At 56.7% G+C, this 17535-nt stretch carries 17 protein-coding genes; 8 read left to right on the top strand and 9 right to left on the bottom strand.

Translation table 11 applies throughout. The annotated features are described in order from the left end of the window. Nucleotides 1-92: 92 nt before the first annotated feature. Nucleotides 93-1361, top strand: a complete 1269-nt coding sequence (locus tag M5M_RS17150; protein WP_015048773.1) for a diguanylate cyclase — start codon at nucleotides 93-95, stop codon at nucleotides 1359-1361. On the opposite strand, the gene cysZ is transcribed toward M5M_RS17150, so the two are convergent. The 5 genes from cysZ to gatC all read right to left on the bottom strand — a co-directional run bounded on the left by cysZ (nucleotide 1358) and on the right by gatC (nucleotide 5798). Then, nucleotides 1358-2131 (bottom strand): sulfate transporter CysZ, encoded by a 774-nt coding sequence (gene cysZ / locus M5M_RS17155; RefSeq protein ID WP_015048774.1) that lies wholly within the window; start codon nucleotides 2129-2131, stop codon nucleotides 1358-1360. The two genes, M5M_RS17150 and cysZ, sit on opposite strands and share 4 nt — an antisense overlap. Nucleotides 2132-2166: 35 nt before the next feature. Further along, on the bottom strand, nucleotides 2167-2463 hold the full coding sequence (locus M5M_RS17160) for a PA4642 family protein (protein WP_015048775.1): 297 nt from the start codon (nucleotides 2461-2463) through the stop codon (nucleotides 2167-2169). A gap of 93 nt (nucleotides 2464-2556) precedes the next feature. Beyond that, the gene (gene gatB, locus M5M_RS17165; RefSeq protein WP_015048776.1) at nucleotides 2557-4008 is read right to left on the bottom strand and encodes an Asp-tRNA(Asn)/Glu-tRNA(Gln) amidotransferase subunit GatB; all 1452 of its coding nucleotides are present in this window, start codon (nucleotides 4006-4008) and stop codon (nucleotides 2557-2559) included. A 27-nt stretch (nucleotides 4009-4035) separates the two neighbouring features. Continuing rightward, nucleotides 4036-5490, bottom strand: a complete 1455-nt coding sequence (gatA, locus tag M5M_RS17170) for an Asp-tRNA(Asn)/Glu-tRNA(Gln) amidotransferase subunit GatA (RefSeq protein WP_015048777.1) — start codon at nucleotides 5488-5490, stop codon at nucleotides 4036-4038. A 20-nt stretch (nucleotides 5491-5510) separates the two neighbouring features. After that, a complete protein-coding gene (gatC, locus tag M5M_RS17175) occupies nucleotides 5511-5798 on the bottom strand; it encodes an Asp-tRNA(Asn)/Glu-tRNA(Gln) amidotransferase subunit GatC (protein ID WP_015048778.1) in 288 nt (95 codons plus the stop codon). 269 nt (nucleotides 5799-6067) lie between these two features. On the opposite strand from gatC, the gene M5M_RS17180 reads away from it, so the two are divergent. From M5M_RS17180 to msrB, 7 genes are all read left to right on the top strand, one after another. After that, nucleotides 6068-7102 (top strand): rod shape-determining protein, encoded by a 1035-nt coding sequence (locus M5M_RS17180; protein ID WP_015048779.1) that lies wholly within the window; start codon nucleotides 6068-6070, stop codon nucleotides 7100-7102. Between the two features lie 67 nt (nucleotides 7103-7169). Then, nucleotides 7170-8009, top strand: a complete 840-nt coding sequence (gene mreC / locus M5M_RS17185) for a rod shape-determining protein MreC (RefSeq protein WP_276324573.1) — start codon at nucleotides 7170-7172, stop codon at nucleotides 8007-8009. Next, the gene (gene mreD / locus M5M_RS17190; RefSeq protein ID WP_015048781.1) at nucleotides 7987-8472 is read left to right on the top strand and encodes a rod shape-determining protein MreD; all 486 of its coding nucleotides are present in this window, start codon (nucleotides 7987-7989) and stop codon (nucleotides 8470-8472) included. The genes mreC and mreD overlap by 23 nt, the downstream gene beginning before the upstream one ends. Nucleotides 8473-8535: 63 nt before the next feature. Beyond that, complete coding sequence (locus M5M_RS17195; RefSeq protein ID WP_015048782.1) at nucleotides 8536-9117, top strand: Maf family protein; 582 nt, start codon at nucleotides 8536-8538, stop codon at nucleotides 9115-9117. Next, nucleotides 9114-10592, top strand: a complete 1479-nt coding sequence (gene rng / locus M5M_RS17200; RefSeq protein ID WP_015048783.1) for a ribonuclease G — start codon at nucleotides 9114-9116, stop codon at nucleotides 10590-10592. The genes M5M_RS17195 and rng overlap by 4 nt, the downstream gene beginning before the upstream one ends. 5 nt (nucleotides 10593-10597) lie before the next feature. Next, nucleotides 10598-14623: a YhdP family protein gene (locus tag M5M_RS17205; protein WP_162141135.1), complete on the top strand. Its 4026-nt coding sequence runs from the start codon at nucleotides 10598-10600 to the stop codon at nucleotides 14621-14623. A 70-nt stretch (nucleotides 14624-14693) separates the two neighbouring features. Then, nucleotides 14694-15230 (top strand): peptide-methionine (R)-S-oxide reductase MsrB, encoded by a 537-nt coding sequence (msrB, locus tag M5M_RS17210; protein ID WP_144062491.1) that lies wholly within the window; start codon nucleotides 14694-14696, stop codon nucleotides 15228-15230. Here msrB and M5M_RS17215 read toward each other — a convergent pair. From M5M_RS17215 to rapZ, 4 genes are read right to left on the bottom strand one after another with little or no spacing between them, the layout of a single operon-like run. Continuing rightward, nucleotides 15181-15819: a trimeric intracellular cation channel family protein gene (locus tag M5M_RS17215; RefSeq protein ID WP_015048786.1), complete on the bottom strand. Its 639-nt coding sequence runs from the start codon at nucleotides 15817-15819 to the stop codon at nucleotides 15181-15183. The two genes, msrB and M5M_RS17215, sit on opposite strands and share 50 nt — an antisense overlap. Then, nucleotides 15819-16328, bottom strand: a complete 510-nt coding sequence (gene yjgA / locus M5M_RS17220) for a ribosome biogenesis factor YjgA (RefSeq protein ID WP_024330119.1) — start codon at nucleotides 16326-16328, stop codon at nucleotides 15819-15821. The genes M5M_RS17215 and yjgA overlap by 1 nt, the downstream gene beginning before the upstream one ends. 56 nt (nucleotides 16329-16384) lie before the next feature. Next, complete coding sequence (locus M5M_RS17225; RefSeq protein ID WP_015048788.1) at nucleotides 16385-16651, bottom strand: HPr family phosphocarrier protein; 267 nt, start codon at nucleotides 16649-16651, stop codon at nucleotides 16385-16387. Nucleotides 16652-16653: 2 nt separating this feature from the next. Continuing rightward, the gene (rapZ, locus tag M5M_RS17230; protein ID WP_015048789.1) at nucleotides 16654-17529 is read right to left on the bottom strand and encodes an RNase adapter RapZ; all 876 of its coding nucleotides are present in this window, start codon (nucleotides 17527-17529) and stop codon (nucleotides 16654-16656) included. Nucleotides 17530-17535: the final 6 nt, after the last annotated feature.

Below are 17535 nucleotides of genomic sequence, written 5' to 3' on the forward strand. Positions count from 1 at the left end.
GCCCCGGTTTGACGCCGGGGCTTTTTCGTTATTGGGGCAGATGGGAGGATATTGACTAGACTGGAAACTAAGATTGCGTTCCGGTGAAACCCATGGCAGCTAAAAAGCGGATTCTGGTAGTAGAGGACAGCCCCCTTGTGGCCAAGGTCGTGCGTCATGTGGTGAATCACGATGCTGAGCTCGAGGCGGTTTACGCCGCCAGCCTCGCGGAGGCCAGAACTATTCTGGCGGCCGAGGCAGGCCAGCTGTTTGCTGCACTCGCCGACCTGAACCTGCCCGACGCGCCCGATGGCGAAGTCGTGGATGTAATCCTGGATGCCGGTGTGCCCACCATTGTGCTCACAGGCAGTTATGACGAGGAGCGCAGGAAAAAAATCCTGGCCAAGGGTATTGTGGATTATGTGGTCAAGGAGGGGCGCTATTCCTATGAATATGCGTTGGGTGTAGTCAAGCGATTGGTGTCAAACCAATCGATTTCGGTGCTGGTGGTGGACGACTCGGATGTGTCCCGCACTTATATCAGCGAGTTATTACGGCGTCAGGGATTTCAGGTGCTGGCCGCTCAGAATGGCGTTGAGGCGATCAAGCTTTTGCTGGCCAACGACGCGATCCGGTTAATCATTACCGATTACCACATGCCAAAGATGGACGGTGTGGAATTGGTGAAGAATATCCGCCATAAATATGAAAAAAGTGATCTGGTGATTATTGGTCTGTCGGGCCAGGATCAGCCGTCTCTGTCGGCCAAATTCATCAAAAATGGCGCCAACGATTTCCTTAACAAGCCATTCAACTACGAAGAGTTCACCTGTCGCGTGCGTGCCAACGTGGAGTCGTTGGAGCTGATTCAGCAGATCAAGGAAGCCGCTTACCGGGACTATTTAACCGGCGCCTGGAATCGCCGTTACTTTTTCGAACAGGGAGAGGCGCTGTATCGGGAATGCGTTGAAACCCGGAAGCCGTTGGCTGCGGTGGTGTTGGATCTGGATCGGTTCAAGGCGGTAAACGATGAATACGGGCATGAGGCGGGTGATCAGGTGCTGTCGGTGGTTGCCCAGCAGTTGCATCAGGGGCTGAGCCGGTTTTTATTTGCCCGTGCCGGCGGCGAGGAGTTTGTCGCCCTGTTGCCGGGATTGGACAATGATCAGGCAGCCTCACTGATTTCACGGTTGCGGCAAATGGTGGCGTCTCAACCGGTGGTGCTACCCTCAGGAGAAGAACTTTATGTCTCCTTCAGCGCGGGCGTAACAAACGACCTGCGCGATAGCCTTGATCACCAGCTGGCGCTGGCCGATGAATACCTTTACCGGGCCAAAGAGGCTGGCCGCAACATTGTCATTGGCGATGATGATGAGGATTAGCGTTCCAGCAATCGGCTCGGATCAATGGGCTTGCCATTGATGTCTTTTAACCACAGCACGGTGGCGCCCGCCACCGCGATGGGCATGACAAAAATATTCAGCACCGGCACCATGTTGCCCAGCATCACTAAGCCACCAAAACTGTAACAGCCGAGGGTTTGTGTGCCCAATTGGCTGCGCAGGGTTTTGAATGGGGTTTTGTGATTGTCGGCGGCATAGTCGGTGTATTGAATTGACATGCACCAGGCCCCCCAGAGGACGCCGATAATGGGTGCGAACAGTTGGATCAGCGGAATAAACGCCAATACAAACATCAGCAGCAGAATCAGTATGCCGCGAGAAATGAAATACCAGAGTTTGAGCAGCTCGCGCAGCAGGGTTCTGGGAATCATCTTGTGTAGCGGTTCGGACGGCGGTGCCACGCCGGTCAGTTTGGCCTCCACGCGTTCCGCCAGCAGCCCGTTAAAGGGTGCGGCAATCAGGTTGGCAATAATGCCGAAGCTGTAGCCGTACACAAACACCATGAAAAACGCGGCCACAAACCACAGCAGACCGCTTAAAAAGCTGAGCCAGCTGGGCAGAAAATTCATCGCCCAATCCACCACGTCGCCAAACTGATACAGCAGCCAGGCGGTGAGCACAAAAAACAACACCACGTTAATCACCAGTGGCACCAGCACAAACGGCCGCAATTCGGGGTGGCTGATCAGGCGCACACCCATGCCGAGAGCGGCGGGGCCGGAATCAAAGTTGCCGTTGAGTGCAAGCATGGTGCTGTCCTTGTTTTGTGTCGGGCGAATCCGCGTTATTGGGCGCCAGCGGCGATCATCGCCTCAATGTAGTCTTCAGACTGGGCATGTTGACGCATTATGGCTAACAGGGTTAATCCGTCGGGGTTGGTGGCATTGATATCGCGACCGGCCTCCTTGAAAAAGCCCAGGAAGGTGGCGAAATTTTCCGCCACCATGCCGCGGTAGGCTTTTTCCAGACAATGATAATCGGCATTGACGCCGGCCGGAGCCTGAAAATCCAGAAATGTTCTGACCTGAGCGTCCGAAAACACTTCGCCCAGCACTTTTTGTTTGTCTTTCTTGAGTGACATTGAAATTCCTTTAAAAAATGTAGGGTGCATTAAGCGCAGCGCAATGCACCAGCAGTGGTGGAATTCGCTGCGCTCATTCCACCCTACAGAGTCTTACAGCAATTCGTTGAGCTTCTTTAACAGAATCTCGTTGATGGCCTGCGGGTTGGCCTGACCTTTGGAGGCCTTCATGATCTGGCCCACAAAGTAGCCGAGCATTTTCGGCCGCTTGTCCTCGTCGGCGTTTTTATAGTTTTCCACTTGCTTGGGGCTGGCAGCGATGACGTCATCGGCCATGGCTTCCAGTGCACCGGTGTCGGACACCTGCTTGAGTCCGCGCGCTTCAATGATACTGTCAGCATCACCTTCGCCTGCCCACAAACCGTCGAATACCTCTTTGGCTTGCTTGCTTGAGATGGTGCCGTCTTTGATGCGGGCAATCATGCCGCCCAATTGCTCTGCGCTGACCGGGCTCTGGCGCAGGGTTTTATCTTCTGCATTCAGGCGCGCGGCAAGTTCACCCATGATCCAGTTGGCTGAAAGCTTGGCATCCTTGGCCACTGCCACAGTGGCCTCAAAAAAGCGCGCGGTGTCGATGTTGTCTGACAATTGGCCGGCGTCATAGTCGGACAGCTGATACGTCTCAACAAAGCGGGCATGGCGTGCGTCCGGCAGCTCCGGCATGGCCTTGCGCACATCGTCGATATAGGCGTCGTCAATCACCACTGGCAGCAGGTCGGGGCAGGGGAAGTAACGGTAATCGTTGGCTTCTTCCTTCGAGCGCATGGAGCGGGATTCTTTGCGTTCGCCATTGTACAGGCGGGTTTCCTGAATCACTGTGCCGCCGTCTTCGATCAGGTCGATCTGGCGTTCCACTTCCAGCTTGATGGCTTCCTCCATAAAGCGGAAAGAGTTCAGGTTTTTGGTTTCGGTACGGGTGCCGAGTTTTTCCTCACCTAAGGGGCGCACGGAAATGTTCACGTCAAAGCGCATGGAGCCCTGGCTCATTTCGCCATCGCAAATGCCGAGTGAGGTGACAATGGAGTGCAGCTTTTTGGCAAAGGCCACCGCTTCCTCTGCATTGCGCATATCGGGTTCGGACACGATTTCAATCAGCGGCGTGCCGGCCCGGTTCAGGTCGATACCGCTCATGCCATGGAAGTCCTCGTGTAAGGACTTGCCTGCATCTTCCTCCAGGTGTGCGTGGTGAATCCGTACCCGCTTGGTCCGCCCATCGGCCAGGGTCACGTCCACGTGGCCGGCGCCCACAATGGGGGCGTCCAGCTGGGTGGTCTGGTAGCCCTTGGGCAGGTCGGGGTAGAAATAGTTTTTGCGCTCGAACACCGAGTGTTTGCCAATTTCCGCGTCAATCGCCAGGCCGAACATGGTGGCGTAGCGGAACGCCTGGGCGTTGGCCACCGGCAGGGTGCCGGGCATGGCCAGATCGATGAGCGATGCCTGGGTGTTGGGCTCGGCGCCGAAGGCGGTAGAAGAGCCGGAAAAAATTTTACTGTTGGTGGCCAGTTGCACGTGCACTTCCAGGCCAATCACTGTTTCCCACTGCATGGGTGAACTCCTTAATTCAGTCCTGGGTTACTCGATGCCCGCGGGCGCCAAGGTGTGGAAGTCGGTGGCCAGCTGGAACTGGTGCGCGGCATTGAGCATGCGCGCTTCATCGAAATAGTTACCGATGATCTGCAGGCCTACCGGTTTGTTATCCACCAGACCACAGGGCAGCGACATGCCGGGCAGACCCGCCAGGTTGGTGGCGATGGTGTAGATATCTTCCAGGTACATGGCGATGGGGTCCTTGCCCTTGGCGCCAAACGCAAACGCCGGCGAGGGCGAGGTGGGGCCCACGATCAGGTCCACGTCTTTAAATGCGTCCACAAAATCCTGCTTGATCAGGCGGCGAACCTGCTGGGCTTTGCGGTAGTAGGCATCGTAGTAACCGGCCGACAGCGCATAGGTGCCCACCAGAATCCGGCGCTGCACTTCTTCGCCAAAGGCTTCTCCGCGCGAGCGCTTGTACAGGTCGGCCAGGTCGGTGGGGTTGTCGCATCGGTAGCCGTAGCGCACGCCGTCAAAGCGTGACAGGTTGGCTGAGCATTCCGCCGGTGCAATCACATAGTAAGCCGGTACGGCCAGGTGCGAGTGGGGCAGGGTGATTTCTTTTATTTTGGCGCCCTGGGATTCCAGGGTTTTGATGGCGGCTTCCACCGCGGCTTGGGTGCCGGGGTTGAGGCCTTCGCCGAAGTATTCTTTGGGCACGCCCAAGGTCAGACCTGCAATGCTGTTGCCGAGCCCCGCACAATAATCGTCGATGGGGTGATCCACGTTGGTGGAGTCTTTGGCATCGAACGAGGCCATGGCCTGCAACATCATGGCCGCATCTTCTGCAGTGCGCGCCAGCGGGCCGGCCTGATCGAGGCTTGAGGCAAAGGCAATCATGCCCCAGCGCGACACGCGGCCATAGGTGGGCTTGAGTCCGGTCAGGCCGCACAGGGCGGCAGGCTGGCGGATGGAGCCGCCGGTATCGGTGGCGGTGGCGGCGGGCGCCAGGCGCGCGGCAACCGCGGCGGCAGAACCGCCAGAGGAGCCGCCGGGCACGCAGCCGGTATCCCAGGGATTTTTTACCGGGCCGTAGAAGCTGGTCTCATTGGACGAACCCATGGCGAATTCGTCCATGTTGGTTTTACCCAGCATGACTGCACCGGCCGCGAGATAGTTTTCTACCACCGTGGCGTTGTAGGGCGCGATAAAGTTATCCAGCATTTTTGAACCACAGCTGGTGCGCACGCCGTCGGTACAGAAAATATCCTTGTGCGCAATGGGCACGCCGCACAGGGGCGAACTGTCGCCCTGGGCCAGGCGCGCGTCGGCGTCGGCCGCCTGCTGCAGGGCAATGTCTTCGGTCAGCGTGATGTAGCTGTTGTACTGGCCATCCAGGCGCTTGATGCGCTCGAGAAAATGGCGGGTCAATTCGGTACTGCTGTATTCCCGTGCTTTCAGGCCGCGGGACAGTTCAGCCAGAGTCAGGTTGTGCATGAAAAATCCTTACAGGGCGGCTAGTCGATAACTTTGGGTACGAGGTAGAGGCCATCTTCAGTGGCCGGTGCTATGGCCTGGTAGCGGTCGCGTTGATTGGTCTCGGTCACCTCGTCCGCGCGCAGGCGCTGGACCGCATCCAGCGGGTGCGCCATGGGTGCAATGCCGGTGGTGTCGGCCGCCTGCAGCTGGTCCACCAGATTAAGTACGTCGCCCAGGCGAGAGGTGACTTCGTCGATGGTCTCTTCGCTGATCTTGAGCCGGGCCAGTTCGCCCAGCTTTTCAATGTCCTTTCGGGTCACTGCCATTGTAATTCTCCGCGGCCACGTGGTTGCTCCCCAGACGATGCGATTTGTGCCGATTAGCAACCCAATGTGGCGGGTTTTTGCGCAAACAGCCCGGGAATGTGAAAAGGGCGCTAAAGTTACCATATTTGCGCCTTGCTCAAAATCCCCGCCGTTGTTAGAGTGCGGGGATTATGGGCGTAGTGGATACTAATTCCGGCCAAGTCTGCGAGTCTCGGCTAAAGCGCCCGAAATAAGAATATTGACCATTAGAAGTAAGGTGCCCACCACCCATGTTCAAACGCCTGCGCGGAGTCTTTTCCAACGACCTGTCCATTGACCTGGGCACGGCCAACACCCTCATATTTGTGCGCGATCGCGGCATAGTACTGGACGAGCCCTCGGTGGTGGCCATCCGACAACACAACGGATCGAAAATTGTGGAAGCCGTGGGGGTGGAAGCCAAGCGCATGCTGGGGCGCACGCCCGGTAACATCACCGCCATCCGCCCGCTGAAGGACGGTGTGATCGCCGACTTTCAGGTCACCGAGAAAATGCTCCAGCACTTCATTAAAAAGGTGCATGAAAATTCCTGGTTCCAGCCTTCACCGCGCGTGTTGATTTGTGTGCCGTGTTTGTCCACCGAAGTTGAAAAGCGTGCCATCCGCGAGTCGGCACTGGGTGCCGGTGCGCGCGAAGTGCGTTTGATTGAAGAGCCTATGGCGGCGGCTATCGGTGCTGGCCTTCGGGTAGAAGAAGCCACCGGCTCCATGGTGGTGGATATCGGCGGTGGTACCACCGAGATTGCCATTATCTCCCTGAACGGTGTGGTGTATTCCGATTCCGTGCGTATCGGCGGAGACCGCTTCGATGAGGCCATCGTTAACTACGTGCGCCGCAACTACGGGTCGGTCATAGGTGACGCCACCGCCGAGCGCATCAAGCAGGAGATCGGCTGTGCCTTCCCCGGCAGCGAAGTGCGCGAAATCGACGTGCGCGGCCGCAATCTGGCCGAAGGGGTGCCGCGTTCCTTTACCCTCAATTCCGATGAGATTCTTGAAGCCCTGCAGGAGCCCCTTGCCGGTATCGTGCAGGCCGTGAAAAGCGCGCTTGAGCAATCTCCGCCTGAACTGGCGTCTGATATTGCTGAAAGTGGCATTGTACTCACCGGTGGCGGCGCCTTGTTGCGCGATATCGACCGCCTGTTGTCGGAAGAAACCGGCCTGCCAGTGATTGTGGCCGATGACCCGCTCACCTGCGTGGCGCGCGGGGGCGGTAAAGCCATGGACCTGATGGACAAGCGCAACATCGACCTACTCTCCTCCTGATCTGAGCGGGCGTCACTCGGTTCGCCCGCAAACCCGGTGCTGACACGGAGGTACTGCTATCAAGCCGCTGTTTACCAAAGGCCCTTCGCCGGCGTCGAAAGCGACCCTGCTGATTCTGCTGCTGTTGGCCTTGCTGCTGATTGATCGCTACACCGAATGGCTCGAGCCTGTGAAGTCAGAGCTGGGTGAGTTGGCGGTGCCTTTTTACTGGCTTACTGATCTGCCGGCGCGATTGAATGAAAGTGCCCAGGATGGACTGCGCTCGCGCGATGAACTGCAACAGGAAAACGCGGCGCTGCGGGGCGAGCTTCTGGTTCTCAAGCGGAAATTGCAGCAAATGGCCTCCTTGGCAGCGGAAAACGTCCGTCTGCGCCAACTGCTCAATTCCGCGGATCTGATCGAAGATCGGGTGTTGGTGGCCGAGTTGATCGGTGTGTCACCCGATCCGCAATCCCACGTTGTGGTGGTCAATAAAGGCGTGAGCGATGGTGTCTATGTGGGTCAGCCTCTGCTGGACGCCAACGGACTTATGGGGCAAGTCGTCTCTGTTACTCCCTCCTCGAGTCGGGTGATGCTGATTACAGACCCGACCCACGCCTTGCCGGTGCAGGTTAACCGCAATGGCGTGCGGGCGATTGCTGAAGGCGTGGGTGACTTATACAAGCTGAAATTGCGCCATGTATCCGGCACCGTTGATATCCGGGCCGGCGATCTGCTGGTATCGTCGGGCTTGGGCAGTCGCTTCCCCGTGGGCTATCCGGTGGCCGAGGTGTCCAGCGTGACCATGCAGCCCGGGCAGCCCTTTGCCGATGTAATCGCCGTGCCGCGCGCCCAACTCAACCGAAGCCGGCACGTGTTGTTGGTATTTGACCGGGAAACCGAACGTGCAACCCGCCAAGGCGAATAATCTCTGGCTGCCGGCGCTGATGTTGGTGCCGGCCTTGTTGCTGTCCGTCTGGCCGATGGGTAATTTTGCCAACTACCGGCCCGAATGGGTGTTGTTATTGAGCGCCTATTGGGTACTGGCCCTGCCGCAGCGTATTGGCTTGGGTGTCCTGTGTTGTGTGGGGCTCCTGCAGGATGTAATAGAAGGTTCACTGCTCGGGCACCACGCCCTGCCACTGGTCCTCATCGGCTATATCTGTCTGCTGTCCTATCAACGGCTGCGCAATTATGCGGCCTGGCAGCAGGCGGGCTGGCTGTTCGTGTTGGTCGGTGTTCAGCAGGTGATCGGTAATTGGGTCAATTCGCTGTCGGGGCATGAATACTCGGGGTTTGGCTTCCTTTGGCCGGCGCTCACCAGCGCTCTGGTCTGGCCGCTGGTGCTCCGTTCCCAGCAGGTGTTACGCAGGCGCTTTAAAATCACCTGATTTTACCTTCCCAGGGGTGCAAGCCCTTATAATGGATAAAAATTCATCCCATAGGAGTATCGGGTGCCCCCTTCTTTGTTATTGGCGTCACAGTCTCCGCGCAGGCGCGAATTACTTGATCAGATTGGTGTCGCTTACATTCAGCAGGCCACGCAGGTAGAGGAGGTCTGGCAGGCGGGTGAATCGCCCTCCGCCTATGTCCAGCGCCTCGCGTTGGCGAAGGCCCGTGCGGGGCTTAAGTTGACCGCTGAGCTTCCGGTACTGGGCGCCGATACGATCGTGGTGTCAGAGGGTCAGATTGTGGAGAAGCCCCGCGATCGCGCGCATGCCTACGCTATCTGGTCCAGGCTATCGGGTAAAAGCCACCAGGTCATGAGTGCCCTGGCGTTGGTGGATGGCTCGCGTGCATTGCAGTCATTATCCGTTACCCAGGTGTATTTCCGCGAGTTGGATGAAAGCGCTATGGCACGCTACTGGGCCAGTGGAGAGCCCGCCGACAAGGCCGGTGGCTATGGCATTCAGGGCCTGGGTGCAGTGTGGGTTGAACGCATAGAAGGCAGTTACTCGGGCGTTGTGGGTTTGCCCATCGAAGCGCTGGTGCCGCTACTTGAATCCTTTCAAATACCTTACTGGGCTGGATCATGAGTGAAGAATTACTGATCAATGTGGCGCCTACGGAAACCCGGGTCGCGCTGGTGGAAAACGGCGTGCTGCAGGAAGTGTACATCGAGCGGCCGCAGCGCCGTGGCTTGGTGGGCAATATCTATAAGGGCAAGGTGGTGCGCGTGCTGCCCGGCATGCAGGCGGCGTTCGTGAATATCGGGCTTGAGCGTGCCGGCTTTATTCATGCTGCAGACATCGCGCCGTTGGATGAAAATGGCATGGAAGCGCGGCAAGCCGAAGTGCCGGATATCCGCAATTTGGTGCATGAAGGGGAAACCCTGGTGGTACAGGTGACCAAGGACCCCATCGGTACCAAAGGCGCCCGACTGACAACCCACCTGTCCATTTCCTCGCGCTACCTGGTGTACATGCCAAAAACGGAACACATCGGTATTTCCACGCGCATTGAAGAAGACTCCGAGCGCGAGCGCCTGAAAAGTCTGGTGGAATCTGCCATGGCCGAACACCAGGGTGAAGGGCGCGGTGGATTTATTGTGCGCACGGTGGCCGAAGTGGCCACTGAGGAAGAGATCCGGGCCGATGTGCCGTTTTTGTTTCAGATGTGGGAAAACCTGTCGGCCAGTTTTGCTAAGGCAGCGGTCCCGAGTATCCTGCACGAAGACTTGCCATTGTTTTTGCGTACGTTGCGGGATCTGGTGAAACCCAATCTGGAAAAAATCCGGGTGGATTCGCGCGAAGTGTTTGCCAAAATGAACGAGTTCGCGCATCAATATTCGCCGGAAATTGCGGGTCTGCTGGAGCACTACCCGGGCGAGCGACCGCTGTTTGATTTGTACGGTGTAGAAGACGAATTACAACGCGCACTGGAAACCAAAGTGCCACTCAAATCCGGTGGTTATCTGGTAATCGAACAAACCGAAGCGATGACCACCATCGATGTGAATACCGGTGCTTTTGTGGGCCATCGCAATCTGGAAGAGACTATCTTCAAGACCAATCTTGAAGCCGCCACTATGATTGCCCGTCAGCTTCGCCTGCGCAATCTGGGCGGGATTATTATTCTTGATTTTATTGACATGAAAGACAGTGAGCACCAGCGCCAGGTGCTGCGCACACTGGAAAAAATGATGGAGCGCGATCACGCCAAGACCAGCATCACCGGCGTGTCAGAGCTGGGGCTGGTGGAAATGACCCGCAAGCGGACGCGGGAGTCGCTTGGTCAGGTATTGTGCGAACCTTGCCCTGTGTGTGAAGGGCGAGGGCGACTTAAGTCGGTGGAAACCGTCTGTTATGAGATGTTCCGCGAAATTCTGCGCGAGGCGCGGTCCTATGAAAACGAAAGTTTTCTGGTATTGGGTGCGCAAGCCGTGATTGATCGTCTGCTGGACGAAGAGTCTGCCAACGTGGCTGATCTGGAAGAGTTTATCGGGCGCCCGATAAAGTTTCAGGTTGAAACACTTTACTGCCAAGAGCAGTACGACATCATATTGGTGTGATCCGTTTGAAACCGTTAACCCGCCTGTTGTCTCTCCTGTTCCGCAGTTTGTGGCGTGTGCTGGCGGTTGCGTTGATCCTGAGTGCACTGGTGGTTCAGCTGGGCCGTATGGCGACCCCTATGGTGGCCGACTATCGGCAGACATTGGTCGATTACGTTGAAAATTCCACCGGCCTGAATGTGACAATCGACTCGCTGGCGGCGTCCTGGGACAGCCTGCTGCCGGTGTTGGTGATAGAGGGCCTGTCGGTTTCAGGTAAAGCCGGGGAACCGGTTCTGTCAGTCGAAAGCGCGCTGGCGGAAGTGGATTTGCTGCGCTCGTTGTTGGATCAACGCCTGCGTTTTTCCGATGTGGAATTTTTGGGGTTGCGCAGCCATTTCATTCAAACCGACGCAGGCGCTTATCAGCTCGCAGGCCTGCAACCTAAACTGATCGAGTCGGCACCCCAGGCCCGCCAAAGTATTTATTCTCTCGACGATTTACGCGGCTTGTTCCTGGTCGGGCGTAGCGTACGCCTGGTGGATTTGCAGACCCAGCTGACGCTGGCAAGCGGGCATCAGATAGAGCTGGTGGTAAACCAGATTTTGTTGGAGCACAGTCAGAATCGCCATCGTCTGAGTGCGGATATTCAGCTCGACGAGCAACCGGAGGCGATCAAACTGGTGCTCGAGGGCAGCGGTGATCCGTTCAATATTGACGAGTTTGGCTCCCAAGGCTATGTCAAAATTGACCGGCTGCCGTCTGAAAAAATCATGGCGCTGTTGGCCCAGCAATATTGGCAAGGTCTGCCCGAAGGGCAATGGCGGAAAGAAGGCGAAGTGTCGGTTGAAGCCTGGGTCAGTCTCACGCCGGACCGGGGGCTCGATTGGATCGGTAAAGTCAACTTAACCGGGCTGCCTTTCGAACTGGATGGCCGTCAGATTCCGCTCCGGAAAATGAGTGCCGATATTACCGGTCACGCCTATTTCGGCGGTGAATGGCAGGTCCAGCTGCAACAAATTGATCTGGCCTGGGGCAACCAGTCTCATCCGCTGTTTGCGTTGGGGATGGGTGCCGGTGCCAACGGCGAGAAGTACTTTCAGGCTGATCGCCTCTTATTATCGTTATGGAGTCGATGGCTGAACCGTTTATCGGCACTGCCGGAGAAGTTACAGGGGCTGGCTGAAGACCTGAGCCCCGGCGGCGAGCTGAAAAACCTACATGCAGGTTGGAGCCAGCCGGACCTGAGTGATGTTTTACTGCGAGCCAATTTACACCAGGCCAGTGCCGGTGCCTGGCACGGAGCGCCGGCGGTGACCGGGGTAGACGGTTACGTGCAGTCCACCTTGCGCGATGGTTTTGTGGTGTTGGATTCGCGGGACAGATTCAGCATGCATTACACCAGTGTTTACGACAATCCAATGGCGTACGACACGGCTCGAGGGCACGTGGCCTGGTGGATCCGGCCCGAACAGCAGGCGGTTTATGTCAACAGCGGACCCATCGCGTTTACCGGGGCCGACGGCGAAGCAACGGGCTTTCTGTATATCGATATTCCGACGCAGGGGCGGGACATGCCGCTGGAATTATTGCTGCAAATCGGTATTCGGAATTCTGCTGCCCAATACCACAAAAAATATGTACCCAGGGTTGTATCGGATAATCTCCGCAGCTGGTTGGATACCGCAGTGCAGGGCGGCGATGTACTGGCGGGCGGATTTTTATACCACGGCTTTTTGAAAGCAGAAGGGCGTCAACCCAGTGTGCAGCTTTGGTTGGATATAGACAATGCAGCGCTGGCTTTTTCACCCGACTGGCCTGCACTTCGCAACGCCAAGGCTGAATTGGTGTTGGATGGTGGGCACTTACAGGTTAATTCGGATCGGGCTCTGATACTGGATTCACAGATCAGCCAAACCCGCGTGGTACTGGAAAAAACGGATAATCGGGATTGGCTCAATATTGACAGCGATTTGAACGGTCCTTTGCGTGATGCCGGTCTGCTACTGGCCGATTCAGCATTGGCCGATATGACGGGCCAGGTGTTTTCAAGCTGGGAATTCAGCGGTCAGTATCAAGGCAAATTGAAGTTGGCGATTCCCATGGGGGAATTGGCACAACGTCGCATGGGTTACGAAGTGAATCTCCAGCTCGCACAGGCCAGTGTATCGATTCCCGCCATCGCCATGACCGCTGAGCAAATTGCCGGTGAACTCCTGGTCTCGGATTCCCGCGCGGTGTCCATCGGCGCAATGCAGGGCAGTCTTTGGGGGGAGCCCTTTACGCTGACGGCTGGTTTAAATGGCAAAAAAGATACCATTAATCTTGCCATTGATACCCGGGCGTCGGCAGGCGCGTTGTTGCAATGGGCCGGTGCGCCCGCCATTGAGCAGGTCTCCGGAAGCGCACGCTTTACGGTGTTGGTGGATATTCCCTGGCAGCGGCCCGAGGCCCAAAGCATACTTACGGTGAAGAGTGATCTGGCCGGAATTGCCCTGGATTTGCCAGCTCCGCTGGATAAACAGGCTGATCAGAGTATTGGCTTGCACGTGAGCATGCCGTTAGCGCAGGATCGGTTGGCACTGGATGGTGCAGTGGGTAAGTACCTTAACGCCAGGTTGTTGTGGACGCGTCGGCCGCAAGGGCTGACCTTTGATCGTGGCGATGTTCAGTTTAACGGCACTGCCCGACTGCCGAGTCAGCCGATGCTCAGCATCGGGATGCAGGTGCAGACTCTGGACTTAGGCCCCTGGCGCGCACTGTTGGACCAACAGCTGGTTCAGCAAAGGGCAGATGTTGCGCCGGTTCAGGATGGTCCTGTTTACCCGCCCATCTATCTCAGTCTTGCCACCGAAAACCTGATGATCGACGCGCAACACAGTTTGGGTGAGTCAAGCGTTGAGGCAATCCGGTCGCAGGATCATTGGATGATTAATTTGCGCAATGAGCGCATAACCGGAGCGCTAACGATTCCTGCCGGCGATGCCCCGCTCGATCTGTCATTGTCAAACCTGCGATTGCCACTGTGGCCTGAAGCCACCACCGCAGCGCCTGCGCCCGACAATCAGCGAGAGTTGATCTGGCGGCAACTGACGGACCTGCCGGCGATGAAAGTTGCTGTTGGCCAACTGTTTTATAACGAAAAAAATGTGGGCCAATTCGGATTCGAATCGGAAACGGTCGGCGAGCAGCTGAGAATATCCTCGTTGACCGGCAATGTGTTTGATTTGCAATTTGTGGCAGACGCGCAGGGCCTGAGTCCGGAAATCACCTGGGATAAGGCATCAAACCTCAGTCGTGTTTCGGGGCGGCTGGCGGCGGGTGATCTGGGCAACAGCATGGACAGCCTGGGTATGACCAAATTGATTGAAAGCCGCAATGCCGAGATAAATTTGGCGCTCTCCTGGTTGGGTACGCCCATGGACGCCGGCATTGGCCAGTTGGATGGCAACGTACAATTCGCTTTCAATAAAGGGCGCTTCTTGCGTCAGGATGCCAGCGCCAGCAATGCACTTATGCGCCTCATGGGCATCCTTAACTTCGATACCTGGATTCGCAGATTGCAATTGGATTTCTCCGATGTGTATGCCAGTGGCATGGCGTATGATCAGGTCACCGGGGATTTGGTCTTTGCCGGCGGCCAGGTCACCATGAATCAGCCTGTGAGTGTAAAGACACCGTCCAGCAAGATGCAGATGGCCGGGTCTGTGGATTTAGTGCGCAACCAGTTGGATACTCAACTCACGGTGAATCTGCCGGTGCTCGATAACCTGACGTTTATTGCCGCTGTTTCTGCGGGGTTGCCCGTGGCGGCTGGGGTATTTGTGGCCAGTCGCTTGTTTGAGAAACAGTTTGATCAGATGACCAGCGTGAATTATTCCGTCGTCGGGCCACTGGACTCACCAGAGATGAAATTCATACAAATTTCGAATCCCCTTGGTCAGTCGGTCAAACCCGGTACCCAGGCCGGTGAGACGCGTGGGGTAGAGCCCTCAGCTCAGGCGCGGGATGAGCGCCAGACGGATGAACCGGCAACCGACCGGCCCTTGTAACAAAACCGATCTTTCTGCCTCTATCTAGCAGGCTGTTTTTTCAGCTGGCACTGGTCGTCACGAGGAGGTCATGATGAGGCTGTTCACTTTATTGGTCGGGGGTTGCCTGATGGCGTGTGCCGGCGACCCGCCTGCGCAGGCAATGGAGGTCGGTCAGGCCCGCGAGCTCATTGCGCAACAGCGCGATCTGACAGCGATTCCCCGGGAAACCTGGCAACAAATGCTGACACCCCAGCAATTCGACATATTGTGGAATGCCGCCACCGAACGACCGCATACCGGCGCGCTGTTACACAACAAGGCTGAAGGTGTTTATGTGACTGCCGGTTGCCGACTGCCGGTGTTTGACTCACGCCACAAGTACGATTCCGGCAGTGGTTGGCCGAGTTTCTGGGACAGTCTCTATAAGGAAAATATCGTGCTGAAAAAAGATTTCAGTTGGGGCATGCGGCGGGTCGAAATCCTGTCTGCCTGTGGCGAGCACCTGGGGCATGTGTTTGAAGATGGCCCCAACCCCACTGGCTTGCGTTATTGCATTAATTCAGCCGCGCTGGAGTTTATTCCGCAGCCGGTGGTGGAAACTTCGGCAACCGAAGATCCCAGATAATCGCCGCACCTCGGACGCTGAAGGCGATGCTGAAACCGATGGCTAATGCCAGGTAATTGGCTGAGCCGTCTTCAACACCTTGGAAGGAGCAGGTAAGCAGATAACCCAGCGCGCCCAGCAGGCTGGCGGATACATAGATTTCAGGTTCCAGCACCACTGGCATCTGATCCAGCAGTACATCCCGGATGATGCCGCCAAAAGAGGCGGTAATCATTGCCATGACCATGGCGACCATCCATGATGCGTGCCATTGCTGGCTGATTTGTGCGGCCATGATGCTGAATAACGCCATGCCGGCGGCGTCCATCCAGACCAACGCTTTGTGTTTGAATTTTATTTTCCGGGCGGCAAAGAACGTGAGGCCGGCGGCCGCAATGCACACTTCGAGATAGAGTGGATCCACCAGCCAGAACACCGGTCGGTCCAGAATCAGATCCCGCACGGTTCCGCCACCAATGCCGGTGACAACGCCAAGGAGGATAAAACTCATAATGTCGTGCTGTTTTTCCGCTGCGGCCAGGGCGCCGGAAATCGCAAACACGGCGCAACCGGCCAGGCCGATCCAATACAGCGTTTGACCGATATCCATTAAAGGGTCGTCAGAGTCTGGCGCAGCAGTTTAAACAGCTTACGGGCAGCAGCCGGCGGTTTGTCCCTCTCGGCCTCTTGCTTGGCTGTTCTCAGCAATTGACGCAGCTGCTGGCGGTCCGCATAGGGAAATTGATCGACAAACTCATTCAGGGCAGCGTCACCTTCCTGCAGCAACCGATCCCGCCACTGCTCGGTTTTGTGGTGTTGTTGCACATGTTGCTCGGAGACCTGCATCAGCGCCTGATACGCGGATTCGATGGCTTCATGGTCGGCCTCACGCATCAGGCGGCCGATAAACTGAAAATGACGCTTGCGCGCACTGTGGGACTTTATCCGGCTGGCCTCCTGAACGGCTTTCAGTAGCGGGTCTTCCAGCGGGATTTTTGCCAACTGGCCCGGGTTAAGCTCGCACAATTTAACCCCCAGCGCCTGCAATGCCAGCATTTCATTCTTGACCTGGGTTTTGCTTTTGGGCGCGTCGTCGGTGTCTTCGATATAGTCTTGCATGATCATGGTCCAATAGGGGGCCGGCATAGTAGCTCAAACACGGGATGGGTGACAGTTCACTCGCCTTCGCCAAACCGGTCGTTGATCAATGCCGAGATGGCTTCAATGGCTTGTTCCTGCTCGGGGCCTTCGGCCACCAGGTGCAGCTCTGTGCCTTGCGCGGCCGCGAGCAGCATCAATGACATGACGCTTTTGGCATCCACCAGTCGGCCTTCTTTGCCAGCCTGAATGCGGCAGTCGAATCGTGCCGCCAGGGCAGACAGTTTGGCAGCTGCGCGTGCGTGTAAGCCGAGTTTGTTGATGATAGTGACGCGGGTTTCCATGGTCAGGTCCGGTCAATTTCGCGGTGGCGAAGATTGATTTTCTTGTGCTGGGACTGCAGGGCTTCCTTGAGCCGCTGGGCAATGAAGACCGAGCGATGCTGTCCGCCGGTGCAGCCAATGGCAATACTCATGTAGCTTCTGTTTCCCTGTTCGAATTTTGGCAACCAGCGTTGCAGGTGAGCGAGTATGTCATTCAGCATTTGCTGGCAATCCGGCTCGCTGTTGAGAAAATCGATCACCGGTTGATCGAGGCCAGTATGAGCCCGCAGCTCGGGTTTCCAATAAGGGTTCGGCAGGCAACGTACATCGAAAACAAAATCCGCATCCACTGGCACCCCGCGCTTAAAGCCAAAGGAAATCACCTGCACCGACATGATGGCGTCGTCTTCGGTGCGCACGCGGCTTTGAACCAGATCGCGTAACTGATGCAAGGTCAGGGTCGTGGTATCGATAACCAGGTCGGCCATGTTGAGCACTGGCTGGAGCAGTTCGCGCTCCTTGCCCAATGCTTCCTTGAGCGCCATGCCAGATTTGCTTAATGGATGCTTGCGCCGGGTTTCTGAAAAACGTTGCACCAAAACGGGGCTGCGGGCGTCCAGATAAAGGATTTCAACATAGATACCGTGGGCATTGGCTTCGGCGACCAGCTGTGGAAAGCGTGGCAGGTCTGACCAGGCATTGCGCGCATCGACACTGATCGCAAAACGTTGCCCGGGCGAATCGTTGACCAGTTGTTTGATTAATTCAGGCAACAGTCGCAGTGGCAGATTGTCGATACAATTGAAACCCAGGTCTTCCAGTACATGCAGGGCTGTACTTTTGCCTCCGCCTGAACGGCCGCTGATGACTACCAGGCGTGAAGCTTTGGGGGAAGACATGGTAAA

It is taken from the genome of Simiduia agarivorans SA1 = DSM 21679, assembly GCF_000305785.2.
In the GTDB taxonomy this organism is placed as follows: Bacteria; Pseudomonadota; Gammaproteobacteria; order Pseudomonadales; family Cellvibrionaceae; genus Simiduia; species Simiduia agarivorans.